The sequence below is a fragment of the Lentzea sp. NPDC004782 genome (genome assembly GCF_040609115.1).
Classification (GTDB): Bacteria; Actinomycetota; Actinomycetes; order Mycobacteriales; family Pseudonocardiaceae; genus Lentzea.
This window is the reverse complement of record NZ_JBEXJN010000050.1, coordinates 34,118-48,379: the sequence shown is the minus strand read 5'-3', so window position 1 is coordinate 48,379 and position 14,262 is coordinate 34,118. Positions and strand designations below refer to the sequence as shown.

Genomic DNA, 14,262 nt, shown 5'->3' with positions numbered 1-14,262 from the left:
ACTTCGATGCGACACCCCGGCTCCCTGCTCAAGGAACTCGACCTCACCAAGGAGAAGTTCCTCGACCTCGTCTCCCAGGCCCGCGGCCTCAAGCGCGCCAAGGCGTCCGGCACCGAACACCCGTTGCTCATCGGCAAGAACATCGCCCTGGTCTTCGAAAAGAGCTCCACCCGCACCCGCTGCGCCTTCGAGGTCGCCGCCCACGACCAAGGCGCCCACGTCACCTACCTCGACCCCACGGGCTCGCACATGGGCCGCGAGGAGTCCATTCCGGACACCGCCAAGGTGCTCGGCCGCATGTTCGACGGCATCGAGTTCCGCGGCTTCGCCCAGGACACCGTCGAAGAGCTCGCCGACCACGCCGGCGTCCCGGTCTGGAACGGCCTCACCGACTCCTGGCACCCCACCCAGATGCTCGCCGACGTGCTCACCATGATCGAGAACCATCCCGGCCCGGTCGAGGAGATCAGCTTCGCGTTCGTCGGCGACGGCCACAACAACGTCGCCCGCTCTCTGCTCATCACCGGCGCACTGCTCGGCATGGACGTCCGCATCGCCGCCCCGGTTTCGCTGCAGCCGCCTGCCGACGTGATCGACAAGGCGCACGAGCTGGCCATCGCGACCGGTGCCCGCGTCCTCGTCACCGACGACCCCGAGCAGGCCGTCCGCGGCGTCGACTTCGTCTACACCGACGTCTGGGTCAGCATGGGCGACTCGGCGGAGGCGTGGGACACCCGCGTGCCACTGCTGACGCCCTACCGCGTCACCGCCGAGCTGATGAAGGCCACCGGCAAGCCGGACACGAGGTTCCTCCACTGCCTGCCGTCCATCCACGACCGCACCACCCAGGTCGGCCGCCGCGTCCACGACCAGTACGGCCTCGACGGTGCCGAAGTCACCGACGACGTCTTCAACTCCCCGAACTCGGTCGTCTTCGACCAGGCGGAGAACCGGCTGCACACCATCAAGGCGGTCATGATCGCCGGACTGGCCTCCTGATGCGCATCGTCGCCGCACTCGGAGGCAACGCCCTGCTCGTGCGCGGCGAACCCGCCGACGCCTCCGTTCAGCTCCACCACGTCGAAGCGGCGGCGCGGGCACTCGCGCCGCTGGCGGCCGAACACGAGCTCGTGGTGTGCCACGGCAACGGCCCCCAGATCGGCCTGCTCGCCCTGGAAAGCGAGGCAGACCCCTCCCTCACCCGTCCGTACCCGCTCGACACCCTGGGAGCCGAAACCCAGGGCATGATCGGCTACTGGCTGGCCCAGTCACTGCGCAACGCGGGCGTCCGCAAACCGGTCCTCGCCATCGTGACCCAGACGGTCGTGGACCAGGCGGACCCGGCCTTCGCGGCACCGACCAAGTTCATCGGCCCCGTCTACGACCGCGCCCAGGCCGGCCACCTCGCCGAGCAGAACGGCTGGACCATGGCCGCGGACGGCGCGCACTGGCGCCGCGTCGTGCCCTCGCCGGAGCCGCTCCGGCTCGTCGAACAGGAGTCCGTCGAGCAACTGGTGAGCGGCGGGACGATCGTCGTCTGCGCCGGCGGGGGAGGAGCGCCCGTCGTCGACGACGGCCGCCTGCACGGAGTCGAGGCGGTCGTGGACAAGGACCTCACCTCGGCCGAGCTCGCGATCGCCCTGAAAGCCGACCGCCTGCTCCTGCTGACCGACGTCCCCGCCGTGATGACCGACTTCGGCACACCGGACGCCGAACCGCTGCACCACCTGGACCTGGCGGAACTCGAGGACCTGACGTTCCCCGCCGGCTCGATGGGACCGAAGATCGAGGCCTGCCGCCGGTTCGTCGAGGCGACCGGCTCGCGGGCGGCGATCGGTGCGCTGGCGGACGCGGAAGCGATCGTGCGTGGCGTGGCAGGCACGACGGTCGGCTGAGCGGGTGCCGCGGCTCAGCGACGAACCTCTTTCGCGGGTGTCAGCCATTTGACGGTGGGGCCGGCGCCGATGCCGTGCAGCACCACGCTGCCGAGGACCACGGTCACGGTGACGAGCAGGATGGTGTCGGCGGCGGCTCCTTCGGGAAGCCGGTTGAAGGCGAGCAGACCGAAGACGATCGACGTCGTGCCGCGCGGCCCGAGCGCCCCGACCTGGAGACGTTCCCGTTGGGAGAGCACCGCTCCGGTGAGCGAGAGGTGCACCGGGAACATGCGGACCACGGTGAGCGCCGCGACGCTGAAGAGCGCCACCTGCCAGGGCAGTCCGTCCGAGAACGCCACCACGGCGGTGATGCCGACGACGAACCACAGCGTCATGGTCAGCAGGGTGGTGAAGTCCTCCAGCAGGCGGAAGTCCTCGTCCAGCACTCCGCCGCGCAGCAGATCCCGGCCCTGCGGGGCGTTGCGGATCTGGCGTGCCTTGGCTTGCCGGTGGACGTAGCGGAACGTGATGCCGCAGACGAAGGAGGCCACGAACCCGTTGCCGTCGACAGCGACCGTGGCGGTGTAGGTCAGCAGCGGTACGAGCAGCACGACCACGCGGCCGGACTGCTCGGTGAGCCATCCCGCGCGATGGGCGGCGGTCATCAGCAGCGCGAGCACCGTGCCGAGCAGCAGGCCGGCGACGAGGGCCTTGAGCGCGAAGGGCAGCACGGTGGCCAGGGCGGAGAGCGGTGTCCGTTCCTGGGTCTGGTCGCCCGCCAGGATCAACGCGAACAGGAACAGGGGCGAGACGATGCCGTCGTTGTAGCCGCTCTCCACGTTGAGAACGCTGCGCACCCGCGACGACAGGCCGCGGTCGCGCACGACCCGTTCGGCGGGGGCGAAGTCGATGGGCACGACCACGCCGGCGAGCAGCAGGAGCACGGGCCAGGGCAGGCCGGGGAACAACCACCAGCCGAGCAACATCGCCGCGACGAGGCTGAGAGGCATCGCGATGAACAGCACCCTGGCCGCAAGTCCCGGTGAGCTGCCCCACAACCGCCCGCCACGCACCTCCGTGGCGTCCACGAACAGCAGCACGGCGAGCACGATCTCGGCCACGTACAACATCGCCTGGGTGTTCAGCGCGATCTTGATCGAATGTTCGTTGACCAGACCGATGACGACGCCCGCCGCGACGATGACGACCGGCGCGCCGAGGTTCCACCGGTCCAGCCGTGACGCGGCGAAGGAACGGACCGCGATGGCGATCGCGATCATGAGGAGCAGCGAGTTCATGTGACCGTGCTTCGTGAGGCGATGTGACGGACCGGAAGCGTACTGTCCTCAGTGCCATTGTGGACACTCCGTGGACGTGTCTCGGTACGTTCGCGGCGTTTCGGCCTCCCCCAGGTGGTGGGGTGTCATCAGGCCACCTGGCTGGAAGCTCCAGCTCGTCCACCGGTGCCGCAGGACGTGCCGCGCGGCCGATGATCGTGGGACCGGCCCGCGTCCGCTCGGGCCGTGACTGTCAGCCACGACCGGAGAAGACGGAGTTGTTTCACCGTGCGCACCCCGATCGACCGCGCAACCTGGCGAACGCTCCTGGGGTACGCCAGGCCCCAGAGACTCACCATCCTTTGTGGAGGCGCACTCTTCCTGTTGAGCGGTCTTGCCGCCGCCGCCCAGCCGCTGGCGGCCAAGGCGCTGGTGGACCGGCTGGGCTCGGGTGACGGGATCACCGGTCTGCTGGCGCTGCTGGTCGGCCTGGCGCTGGCCGGCGCCGCGATCGCGATGGTGGGTGACTACCTGCTGGAACGCGCCGCCGAGTCGGTCGTGCTGGTCGCCAGGAAACGGCTGGCCGGGCGGCTGCTGTCGTTGCGCGTGCCCGCGGTGCAACGCGCCGAGCCGGGAGACCTGCTGTCCCGGTTCACCGGTGACACGACGTTGCTGCGCGAGGTCTGCACGCACGCGCTCGTCGCCCTGGTCACCGGATCGGTGACGACCGTGGTGATGGTCGTCATGATGGGCGTGATGGACCTCGTCCTGCTGGGCGTCACCCTGGCCGTGCTGCTGGTGGTGGGCCTGCTCGCATCGGCCGGCATGCCGATGATCGAGAAGGCGTCTCACGCCGCCCAGAGCGCCGTCGGTGACACGGGCGCGCGGCTGGAGCGGGTGCTCGGCGCCTTCCGCACGGTGAAGGCGGCCGGCGCGGAGGCCAGGGAGATCGCCGCCATCGAGCGCGGTGCCGAGAACGCGTGGCGTGCCGGTGTCCGTTCGGCCTGGTGGGAATCACTCGTGCACGGCTCCACCGGTCTCGCGGTGCAGGCGTCGTTCCTCGCCGTGCTCGGCATCGGTGGCGCGCGGGTCGCGACCGGAGCGATCTCACTGTCCACTTTGGTGGCTTTCCTGTTGTTCCTGTTCTACCTGCACGAGCCGATCGGGCAGTTGCTGCACGCCGGCAGCAGGCTGCAGATCGGACTCGCCGCGGTGCGCAGGCTGGGCGAGGTCGACCAGATGCCGGCTGAACCCGTCAGCACCGGCAGCACCGGGACAGCGGGGCAGGGCGGGGCGCGCCTGGTCTTCTCCGACGTCCGGTTCCGGTACGGCCCCGACCTGCCGGAGGTGCTGCGCGGCGTCAGCGTCGACGTTCCCGCGCTCGGCATGACCGCCTTCGTCGGTCCCTCGGGTGCGGGGAAGTCCACGCTGTTCGCGCTGATCGAGAGGTTCTACGAACCGGATTCCGGCCACATCCGGCTGGACGGCCGTGACCTGGCGGAGTGGGAGCTGGCGAGCCTGCGCGCGGGCATCGGCTACGTCGAACAGGACGCGCCGCTGTTGTCCGGGTCCTTGCGCGAGAACCTGGTCTACGGCCGCCCGGAGGCGACCGAGGACGAGATCCGGGACGTGGTGGCTCAGACCCGGCTGGACCAGCTCGTCGAGCGGCTGCCCGACGGCCTGGACACCCCGGTCGGGCACCGCGGCACCTTCCTGTCCGGTGGTGAGCGGCAACGGGTCGCGCTCGCGCGTGCGCTGATCAGCCGTCCGCGGTTGTTGCTGCTGGACGAGATCACTTCGCAGCTGGACGCCGCGAACGAGATGGCGATCAGGGACGTGGTCACGACGGCGGCGAAGACGATGACGGTGCTCGTGGTGGCGCATCGGCTGTCGACGGTGACGCAGGCGGACCGGATCGTGGTGCTGGACAACGGGACCGTGCGGGCTAAGGGCACTCATGACGAGCTCGTCCTCAGTGATCCGTTGTACGCGGAGTTCGCCGCCACTCAGCTGCTCACCGGCGAACAAGCCGGATGAGCAGGGGCTGCTCGGAGTGCGCCTGTCCGGCGCACTCCGAGCCTTTCCGCGATCATCCGGCTCGTTCCCGCAGCCCGGCGTCCAGGCGGACTGGGCCTCGGTTCCCGCGGGCACGGACATCTGGGACGACAGCACGAAGTGGCCGACTGTCCGGGAACGGCGGTGGACGATCGGCCGATCCGTCTTCTGCGGTGTCCGCCGCGGCGGTCAGGTCAGCACTGACGCGGGCACTGCCGCGCGGGTCCGGGGACCGCGGTCGTCCGGAGAACTTCCTGCACGGCAACGGAGATCTTCACCGGAGAGGGCGAAACCCGTTTCGCTGCGGCGTCTTCCCGGAACGCCATGACACAAGTGCCGCCAACAGCCGCCTGGTGTCCCAGCTGCCTGGCCGGGACGGACCCCGCCGGTCAACCGGGTTCCACAAAGGACACCGGAAGGACGTCAGCGCTCCGAGCAGCAGTCCCGCCGCGACGGTCAGCAGCTGGACACGTTGCACCAGACCGGCTCCCGGCTGGTTCGCCAGGACCGCGGACAGCACGCCGGTCGTGGCCAGCAACGTGACCACCACCCTGGCGTGCCACCGGCGGGTCCTCCGTTCGAGACCCGCGGCGGCTGCCAGGGCGCTGCCGAACGTCAGCACGCTGGTGACCTGATGCAGGCGGTGCCCGAGCGACACCGATCCGGTGGCCTCGCGGTAGCGGCACAGCGCGTCGACGCTCGCCGCGCAATCCAGTGACAGCACGGTGTCGGCGAGGGTCGCGGCCGCGAAGACGAGCACGGACGCGACGATCAGACGCCCGCGCATCCGTCGTGCGGCGAGCAGCAGACAGCAGGCGCCCAGGACGTCGGTGGCGCGGAACACCCACCGGTACGGCTGGTCGTCGGCGAGCAGCTCGCTCACATAACTGTCCACGACGGACAGACCGGTCGGCAGCGCCAGTTCGAGGAGCCAGGACGAGTACAGCAGCGCGGCCACGATCAGCCACACGCCCGGCTGGTCGAGCCCGCGAAGGACGCGGCGCCTGGAAGGTCTTTTCATCGCCGTGCCTCCCTCAGCCTCCTGTTGTGCTGTGTCCGGGCTCGAACCTCATTGTGGGCGGTCTGGTGGGCGTCCGCCGATCGCGTCGCTTGCAGCCGGACAAACCCGGCACGGCGCGTGGGGTGGGTGCCGAACCTGGAGGCGTGGCTCAGCGCCCACCACGTGCGAAGTGCGCGCAACCGCCTCGACCACTACATCGCGACGGCCGTCGAAACACCCTCCGCCTCCTGGCCGGAACCGTCCGCCATCTGGCTGTGCTCAGTGTCAGCGCACGGGTCGACCTTCCCTGTGTGCGCTAACAACTGTCACCTGAATCGATCAGTTTCGACCGTTGTGTTCCAAAGCACGCTCGTGTTAGCGTTCACATCCGCCGCAGCAAGGTCCGCTCCAGCCATCGACGTTGATGGGGTTTGCCATGTGGACAAGGCGACTGCGCTCACTCGCGTGCGCGATCCTCCTGATGACCGGCGTCGGCGTGGCGGCACCGCACACGTCCCTGGCCGCTTCCGGTGCGGCACCGATCACGACGCCACCGATGGGGTGGAACTCGTGGAACGGTTTCGCCGGAGCGATCGACCAGTCCGTCATCCGGCAGCAGACCGACGCCCTCGTGGCCTCCGGCATGAAGGACGCCGGCTACGAGTACGTCAACATCGACGAGGGATGGTGGAAGGGCACCCGTGACTCGGCGGGCGGCATCACCGTCGACACCGCGCAGTGGCCTGGCGGGATGTCCGCCGTCGTCGACTACATCCACAGCAGGGGTTTGAAGGCGGGCATCTACACCGACGCCGGCCGCAACGGCTGCGGCTACTACTACCCGACCGGTCACCCCGCCTATCCCGGCACCGGCAGCGAAGGGCACTACGACCAGGACTTCCTCCAGTTCTCCCGCTGGGGCTTCGACTACGTGAAGGTCGACTGGTGCGGCGGCTCGAAAGAAGGGCTCAACGCCGCCGGCACCTACACGGCGATCAGCGACGCCATCGCCCGTGCCACCGCGCAGACCGGGCGGCCGATGGTGTTCTCGGTCTGCGAGTGGGGCGGCGCGCAGCCGTGGAACTGGGCGCCCGGCATCTCGAACCTGTGGCGGACCAGCGGCGACATCATCTACTGGGGCGAGCGGCCGGCGATGTCACGGGTGCTCGCGAACTTCGACTCCGCGCAGCACCCGAGTGCCCAGAGCCCCGGCCACTACAACGACCCCGACATGCTCGTGGCCGGTCTGCCCGGCTTCTCCGACGCGCAGAACCGCACGCATCTGAGCCTGTGGGCGATCTCGGGCGCGCCACTGCTGGCCGGCAACAAGCTCAGCGACATGACCGCAGCCACCCGCGCCGTGCTGACCAACCGGGAGATGATCGCGGTCGACCAGGACCCGCTCGGGCGCCAGGGCACCAAGGTCGCCGAGGACTCGCCGGGTCTGCAGGTTTACCAGAAGGTGTTGTCCGGCAACGGCCGCAGGGCCGTGGTGCTCCTGAACCGCACCGGCTCGGCCGCGTCGATGACGGTCCGCTGGTCGTCCGCGGGCCTGACCGGTCCGGCCGCCGTGCGCGACGTGTGGGCCGCGACCGACCGCGGCAGCTTCACCTCCGGCTACACCACCTCGGTGCCGGCGGGAGAGGCCGTCCTGCTCACGATCACCGGCACCGACGGCACCCCGGCGGGCGGGCAGATCGTGGGCACCCAGTCCGGACGCTGCCTCGACGTGCCGAACAGCAACACCGCCAACGGCACCCAGGTGCAGCTCTGGGACTGCAACGGCCAGGCGAACCAGTCCTGGACCCGCACCGCGGACAGGCGGCTGACCGGCGTCGGAGGCAAGTGCCTCGACGCGTCCAACCGGGGCACCACCAACGGAACAGCCGCCGTCATCTGGGACTGCAACGGCCAGGCGAGCCAGCAGTGGAACGTGAACGCGGACGGCACGATCACGAACGTGCCGTCGAACCTCTGCCTGGACGCGAACGGCCAAGGGACCGCGAACGGCACCAAGCTGATCCTGTGGACCTGCAACCGCCAGACGAACCAGCAATGGACCCTGCGCATGTCGTGAGCCACTGTCCAGCCGCCATCGCCGCCGAGCTGGGCGCGCCCGACGGCTGCGCGTTCTCGACCGGGCCGGGGTGATCGGACGGTCGTCCCGCGGTGCCGCATCCCGTTTGCGCCGTTTGTCATCGGCCGTTCGTATGGTGCCGCCACCGTTTTCCGCATCCCCGGAACGGCCTCCTGGCAGCCTTCGTCGAACCGTCCAGGCTGGGGAGAGGCGTTGACGATGAGCGGCCCGACACCGAACGGGAGCCTGAGCTCGACCGCCGGGATCGACCAGTGGGTCGCGCAGGCGAAGGCGAAGGCCGAGCGGTACCAGGAGCTCCGCGCACAGGCGGGACAGGTCTCGGTGGTGGAGTCGTCGGCGGACGGCCTGGTCACCGTCACGATCGACGCCGGCGGGAACGTCACCGACCTGCGGATCACCGACCGGGTGCGGGAGCTCTCGGGTGCCGAGGTGGCTGCGGAGGTGCTGCTCACGATGCGCCGCGCGCAGGCGAAACTGCCGGAGAAGCTCGCCGAGGTGATGGCGGCGACGATCGGCGACGCCGACAGCGGGACGCAGCAGACGATCGTCGGCAACTACCGGGCGAGGTTCCCCGACCCGGAGCCGGACGACACGCCCCCGCCCGCGCGGCCGGCGCAACCGCGCGATGACGACGACTTCGGCGGTGAGTCCGTCATGAGCGAGGCCTGACCGCGATGGCCGACGGCGGGTACCAGGTGGTGACCACCGAGCTGCACGACCACGTGGCGTCGGTGCGGCGGGTGGCGGAGACGATCGGTCAGGCCCTGGAGGCCGCCCAGTCCGTGACGATGGGCGTGCAGGCGTACGGGTTGATCTGCGGGCCGTTGTTCGTACCGATCGTGATGGCGGTCAGCGCGCCCGGCCTGCTGACGTTGAAGGTCGCGCAGGAGGCCGTCGGCGCCATGGCCGGCGAGGTCAAGGCGACCGCCGACCACTACCAGTCGATCGAGCAGGGCACCGCCCGCAGCTTCACCGAGATCCACGGGAGACTGACGTGACCACCCCCTTGGTGGCGGCCAAGCACGACTCGACGACCTGGCACAGCGGCATCAACCTGATCGACGACGCCGCCGGGGTGTACGACGCGGTCGAGTCGGGCAGCTGGGTCGAGGGTGGCATCTCCGCGCTCGGCGCCGGCATGGACCTGCTGACCGTGGCGATGAACCCGGTCGGCACGCTGATCTCCTACGGCCTGAACTTCCTGATCGAGCACGTCAAGCCGCTCAAGGACGCCCTGGACCACCTCGCGGGCGACGCCGACCAGATCGCCGCCTACTCGCAGACCTGGGCCAACATCGGCAAGGCCGTCGGCGAGGCCGCCAAGAACCTCACCGACGCGGCGAGCAGGGACACCGCGAACTGGGCGGGTCCCGCCGCGGACGCCTACCGGCGGCACGTCGAGGGCAAGGTCGGCGGACTGTCCACCGCGGCCACCTGCGCGAACACCATCAGCACGGTCGTCCAGGTGGTCGGCGTGATCACCGGTGCGGTGCGCGGCCTGGTCCGCGACATGGTCACCCAGGCGATCGGCGACTTCGTCCAGGACGCGCTCGAAGAGGTCTTCTCCCTCGGCCTCGGCACCCCGGTCGTCGTCGCGCAGGTCGTCGAGCAGGTCGCGCAGTGGACGGAGAAGATCGGCGCCACGATCAAGAAGCTGATCAACTCGGTCGAGAAGCTGCGGCCGTTGATGAGCAAGCTGGAGGAGATCTGGCAGGGCGTCCAGAAGGTCATGAACGCCCTGCACGGGCACGGCGGCGGCGAGCCGCACGTGCCGCACGGCGAGGGCGGCGGTACGCACGTCTCGTCGGCCGAACCGCACGCGGGCGGTGGCGGAGAGACGCACGTGTCGAGCGCGGGCGAGCCGCACGGCACGAGCACCCCGCCGCACGAGAGCACCCCGCACGAGACCGGCACGACCACCACGTCCGGCGACGGCTCCGCACCGCACGGCGGGGAGCCGCACAGCACCACCGGCGAGGGCGGCACCAGGACGTCCGGCGCCGACGGTTCCATCGGCTCCCACAACGAGAACCCCAGCGCCAACTCCAAGCCGGCCGAAGGCACTCCGGCGGTCGGCGACCCCGTCGACGTGTCGACCGGCGTGATGCTGACGACCAGCACGGACGTGGACCTGCCCGGCGCGCTGCCGCTGGTCGTCGTCCGCACGCACCGGTCCTCGCACCGGGTCGGCCGCTGGTTCGGCCGGTCGTGGGCGTCCACATTGGACCAGAAGGTCGAGGTCGAGCCGGACGCGGTGCACTTCGCGGCCGCGGACGGGATGCTGCTGAAGTTCCCGGTGCCCGGCGACTCGGGGTTCGTGCTGCCGGTCGAGGGCGCGCCGCTGCGGCTGGCCCGCGCCGCGGACGGCTACACCGTGACCGACCACAAGCGCGGCACGACACTGCACTTCGCCGGCGCGGGAACCGGTCGTCTGCCGATCACCGCGATCACCGACCGCAACGGCAACCGGATCGACGTCGACTACGACGCGACCGGCACGATCACCGGCATCCGGCACTCCGGCGGCCACCACCTCCGCGTCGACACCGCGGACGGGTTGATCACCGGCATCGGCCTGCGCCGCGCGGACGGTCCCGACGTGCCGTTGATCGGCTACCGCTACCACGACGGCAACCTGACCGAGGTGGTCAACTCCTCGGGACTGCCGCTGCGGTACGACTACGACGTGGACGGGCGCGTCGTCGGCTGGGAGGACCGCAACGGCGTCTGGTACCGCTTCACCTACGACGCCGAGGGCCGATGTGTCCGCGGCGACGGCAAGGACGGCTTCCTCAGCTACACCTTCGAGTACGACCGCGCGAACCTCGTCACGAAGTCGACCAACTCGCTCGGGCACACCACGACGTACCACCTCAACGAGCGGCTCCAGGTGATCCGCGAGGTCGATCCGCTCGGCAACGCGGTGACGTCGGAGTGGGACGCCCACCACCGGCTGCGTTCCCGCACCGACGCGCTCGGCCGCACCGTGCGGTGCGAGTACGACGCGGACGGCAACCTGTCCACGTTCGTCCGCGCGGACGGCAACACGCTGCGGACCGAGCACAACGAGCTCGGTCTGGCCACGACCGTGGTGGAACCGGACGGCGCGGTCTGGACGCAGGAGTACGACGACCGGGGCAACCGCACATCGGTGACCGATCCCACCGGTGCGCGCACGAGCTACACGTTCGACCACCGCGGCAACCTCGCGACGATCACCGACGCGCTCGGCCAGACCAGCACCCTGCGGTACGACGCGGCGGGCCTGCTGATCGCGGCCACCGACCCCACCGGCGCGACCACCACGTACGAGCGCGACGCCCTGGGCCGCGTCTCGGTGATCACCGACCCCGCGGGCGGCGTCACCCGGCTCTCCTGGACGGTCGAAGGCAAGCCGTTGTCGCGCACGCTGCCCGACGGCTCGACCGAGCGCTGGCACTACGACGGCGAGGGCAACACGGTCCGCCGCACCGACGCGCGGGGCCGCGACAGCACGACCGAGTTCGGCTGCTTCGACCTGCCGGTGGTGGAGGTCGGACCGGACGGCGCCCGCACCGAGCTCGGCTACAACACCGAGCTGCGCCCCACGTCGGTCACGAACCCGCAGGGCCTCGTGTGGCGCTACGAGTACGACGCGTGCGGCAGGCTGGTGCGCGAGACCGACTTCGACGGCCGCGTGCAGACCTACGAGCGCGACGCCGCGGGTCAGATCGTTGCGCGCACGAACGGTGCAGGGGAGACCTCGCGGTACCGGCACGACCCGATGGGCAACGTCGTCGAGGAGATCGCGGACGGCGCCCGGACCACGTTCGCGTTCGACCCGCTCGGCCGGCTGCTGCGCGCCACGAACCCGGACGCGGACACCGTCTTCGTGCGCGATGTCCTCGGCCGGGTGGTCGAGGAGACGACGAACGGCATGACCGTGGCGTCCCGCTACGACGTCCTCGGCCGGCGCGTCGCCCGCACCACACCGTCCGGAGTGGACAGCGTGTGGGAGTACGACGCCGGCAACCGTCCGGTGGCGCTGCACACCGCCGGTCGCACCGTGCGGTTCCGCCACGACGTCGCCGGCCGCGAGGTGGAGCGCGACCTCGGGGCGGCCACGCTGGTGCAGACGTGGGACGGCAACCACCGGCTGCGCACGCAGGCGGTGTCGGGTCAGGGCCGCGGTGGTCTGCTGCTGCGCCGGTCCTACCGCTACCGGTCGGACGGCTACCTGGAAGGCGTCGTCGACCAGTTCGCCGGCCCGCGCGACTTCGACCTCGACCCCAGCGGCCGGGTGACCGGGGTGCGCGGTGGCCCGGAAACCGAGCGGTACCAGTACGACCGCGCGGGCAACGTCGTCAACGCCGCCTGGCCCAGCGCTTCCGGCGAGTCGGCGGCCGGGCCGCGCGTGTACGAGGGCACCCTCCTGCGGCGCGCCGGCGCCGTGCACTACCGGCACGACCGGCAGGGCCGCGTGGTGATGCGCAGGCAGACCCGCCTGTCCCGCAAGGCCGATGTCTGGCACTACACCTGGAACGCCGACGACCGGCTGATCGCCGTCATCACCCCGGACGGCACCCGCTGGCGCTACCTGTACGACGCGCTCGGCCGCCGGTTCGCGAAGCGGCGGCTCGCCGCGGACGGCGTGACCGTGGCCGAGGAGACCGTCTTCCACTGGGACGACTGGACGCTCGTCGAACAGTCCGGCCGCGGTGGCGCCACGACGTGGGAGTACGAACCGGGCACCTTCCGCCCGGTGAGCCAGCTCGACCGCGCCGGGGTCGACGCGCGCTTCTACGCCATCGTCACGGACCTGGTCGGCACTGCCACGGAGCTGGTCGACGCCGCGGGCTCGGTGGCGTGGCGGGCCGAGGAGTCGTTGTGGGGCGTGCGCACCGGCGCGGCGGCGGAGGTCAGCTGCCCGTTGCGCTTCCCCGGCCAGTACCACGACCCGGAGAGCAGGCTCAACTACAACTACCACCGGTACTACGACCCGGAGACCGGCCGGTACCAGAGCAACGACCCGCTGGGGCTGGAAGGCGGCCCGAACCCCAGCGCGTACGTGCCCAACCCGACGGCGTGGACCGACCCGCTCGGACTCACGAAGTGCCCGCTGGGGCAGTACGCCGACACCCTGCGCGGCGAGAACCAGGCCGCGACACCCCGCGTCGCCGCCGAGTACACCTCACCGTCGGGCAAGAAGTACTACGCGCACAGCAGCGAGGGCGTGCCGATTCCCGACGAGCTGCGGGCCGAGATGGAGAAGATCGCGCCGGTCGGCGGCAGGCACGGCTCGTGCGCCGAGGTCAACGCCATCTCCAAGGCGATCGCCGAGGAAGGCCCGGCGGCGATGCACGGTGGTGAGTCCAGGGCAGTCCACGTGAAACCGATCAACAGCCCGACCACCAAGCACGGCACGTGGATGACGCCGTGTCCCGACTATTGTCAGCCCTTGTTGCGAGCACTCGGGATCTCCTGGTGAAAGGTGGCCTCTCATGTCGGTCGTCGACAGCTTCTCCCCTGAGCTGGTCGCGGTCCTGGAGGCCAGCGGCTGGACACGGGGTCGCCGCGTCGACATCGAACCGTGGCACGAGGTGCTCGGCAGCGAGGGCTACCACCTGTCCGACGTGGCGCGGGAGCTGCTGGAGACCCTGGGGGACCTGAGCGTGCATCCGGCGCCTCAGGCGAAGTACCGGGCCGATCTGTCCTTCGACCCCGAGCTGGCGGGCGCCGGGGCGGTCGACATCGCACAGGAGCTGGAAGGGCTGTTCCACCAGCGGTTCTACCCGCTGGCGGAGTGGATCTCCGCCAGCTGCGTCTTCGTGGGGGAGCACGGCAAGGTCGCGTCGTACGACGACGTCGAGATGCTCGACATCGGTGACACCGTCAACGCCGCTTTCGAAGCCATGCTGCTCGGTGCCGGAGAGCCTCGCGTCATCCGGAACACGCACTGGCCCCGCTGGTGAGGCG

10 protein-coding genes are annotated in these 14,262 nt (G+C 70.4%); 8 read left to right on the top strand and 2 right to left on the bottom strand.

Features of this window, described 5'->3' with window-relative positions; genetic code table 11:
* Positions 1 to 6 precede the first annotated feature (6 nt).
* Both argF and ABZV40_RS35265 read left to right on the top strand, forming a co-directional pair.
* Entirely contained in the window at positions 7 to 999 is a 993-nt protein-coding gene (argF, locus tag ABZV40_RS35270) for an ornithine carbamoyltransferase (RefSeq protein WP_355451742.1), read from the top strand.
* Positions 999 to 1,895, top strand: coding sequence for a carbamate kinase (locus ABZV40_RS35265; protein ID WP_355451739.1), 897 nt, complete (start codon positions 999 to 1,001; stop codon positions 1,893 to 1,895). The genes argF and ABZV40_RS35265 overlap by 1 nt, the downstream gene beginning before the upstream one ends.
* 14 nt (positions 1,896 to 1,909) lie before the next feature.
* On the opposite strand, the gene ABZV40_RS35260 is transcribed toward ABZV40_RS35265, so the two are convergent.
* On the bottom strand, positions 1,910 to 3,175 hold the full coding sequence (locus ABZV40_RS35260; RefSeq protein ID WP_355451736.1) for a cation:proton antiporter: 1,266 nt from the start codon (positions 3,173 to 3,175) through the stop codon (positions 1,910 to 1,912).
* A 225-nt stretch (positions 3,176 to 3,400) separates the two neighbouring features.
* On the opposite strand from ABZV40_RS35260, the gene ABZV40_RS35255 reads away from it, so the two are divergent.
* A complete protein-coding gene (locus ABZV40_RS35255; protein ID WP_355451733.1) occupies positions 3,401 to 5,191 on the top strand; it encodes an ABC transporter ATP-binding protein in 1,791 nt (596 codons plus the stop codon).
* Between the two features lie 292 nt (positions 5,192 to 5,483).
* Here the strand turns inward: ABZV40_RS35255 and ABZV40_RS35250 are convergent, their stop codons facing one another.
* Complete coding sequence (locus ABZV40_RS35250) at positions 5,484 to 6,230, bottom strand: DUF998 domain-containing protein (protein WP_355451730.1); 747 nt, start codon at positions 6,228 to 6,230, stop codon at positions 5,484 to 5,486.
* A gap of 415 nt (positions 6,231 to 6,645) precedes the next feature.
* Here ABZV40_RS35250 and ABZV40_RS35245 point away from each other — a divergent pair, with 415 nt between their 5' ends.
* The 5 genes from ABZV40_RS35245 to ABZV40_RS35225 all read left to right on the top strand — a co-directional run bounded on the left by ABZV40_RS35245 (position 6,646) and on the right by ABZV40_RS35225 (position 14,258).
* Positions 6,646 to 8,286, top strand: coding sequence for a ricin-type beta-trefoil lectin domain protein (locus tag ABZV40_RS35245; protein ID WP_355451727.1), 1,641 nt, complete (start codon positions 6,646 to 6,648; stop codon positions 8,284 to 8,286).
* A 219-nt stretch (positions 8,287 to 8,505) separates the two neighbouring features.
* Entirely contained in the window at positions 8,506 to 8,976 is a 471-nt protein-coding gene (locus ABZV40_RS35240; RefSeq protein ID WP_355451724.1) for a YbaB/EbfC family nucleoid-associated protein, read from the top strand.
* A gap of 5 nt (positions 8,977 to 8,981) precedes the next feature.
* Positions 8,982 to 9,305, top strand: a complete 324-nt coding sequence (locus ABZV40_RS35235) for a hypothetical protein (RefSeq protein ID WP_355451722.1) — start codon at positions 8,982 to 8,984, stop codon at positions 9,303 to 9,305.
* Positions 9,302 to 13,774: a DUF6531 domain-containing protein gene (locus ABZV40_RS35230; RefSeq protein WP_355451719.1), complete on the top strand. Its 4,473-nt coding sequence runs from the start codon at positions 9,302 to 9,304 to the stop codon at positions 13,772 to 13,774. The genes ABZV40_RS35235 and ABZV40_RS35230 overlap by 4 nt, the downstream gene beginning before the upstream one ends.
* Before the next feature lie 13 nt (positions 13,775 to 13,787).
* Positions 13,788 to 14,258 (top strand): SUKH-3 domain-containing protein, encoded by a 471-nt coding sequence (locus ABZV40_RS35225; RefSeq protein WP_355451716.1) that lies wholly within the window; start codon positions 13,788 to 13,790, stop codon positions 14,256 to 14,258.
* The last annotated feature ends 4 nt before the right edge of the window (positions 14,259 to 14,262 follow it).

Coding starts and splice junctions, on each gene's coding strand:
- argF (WP_355451742.1), top strand. CDS start 7: ATGCGACACCCCGGCTCCCTGCTCAAGGAACTCGACCTCACCAAGGAG.
- ABZV40_RS35235 (WP_355451722.1), top strand. CDS start 8,982: ATGGCCGACGGCGGGTACCAGGTGGTGACCACCGAGCTGCACGACCAC.
- ABZV40_RS35225 (WP_355451716.1), top strand. CDS start 13,788: ATGTCGGTCGTCGACAGCTTCTCCCCTGAGCTGGTCGCGGTCCTGGAG.
- ABZV40_RS35260 (WP_355451736.1), bottom strand. CDS start 3,175: ATGAACTCGCTGCTCCTCATGATCGCGATCGCCATCGCGGTCCGTTCC.
- ABZV40_RS35245 (WP_355451727.1), top strand. CDS start 6,646: ATGTGGACAAGGCGACTGCGCTCACTCGCGTGCGCGATCCTCCTGATG.
- ABZV40_RS35240 (WP_355451724.1), top strand. CDS start 8,506: ATGAGCGGCCCGACACCGAACGGGAGCCTGAGCTCGACCGCCGGGATC.
- ABZV40_RS35265 (WP_355451739.1), top strand. CDS start 999: ATGCGCATCGTCGCCGCACTCGGAGGCAACGCCCTGCTCGTGCGCGGC.
- ABZV40_RS35250 (WP_355451730.1), bottom strand. CDS start 6,230: ATGAAAAGACCTTCCAGGCGCCGCGTCCTTCGCGGGCTCGACCAGCCG.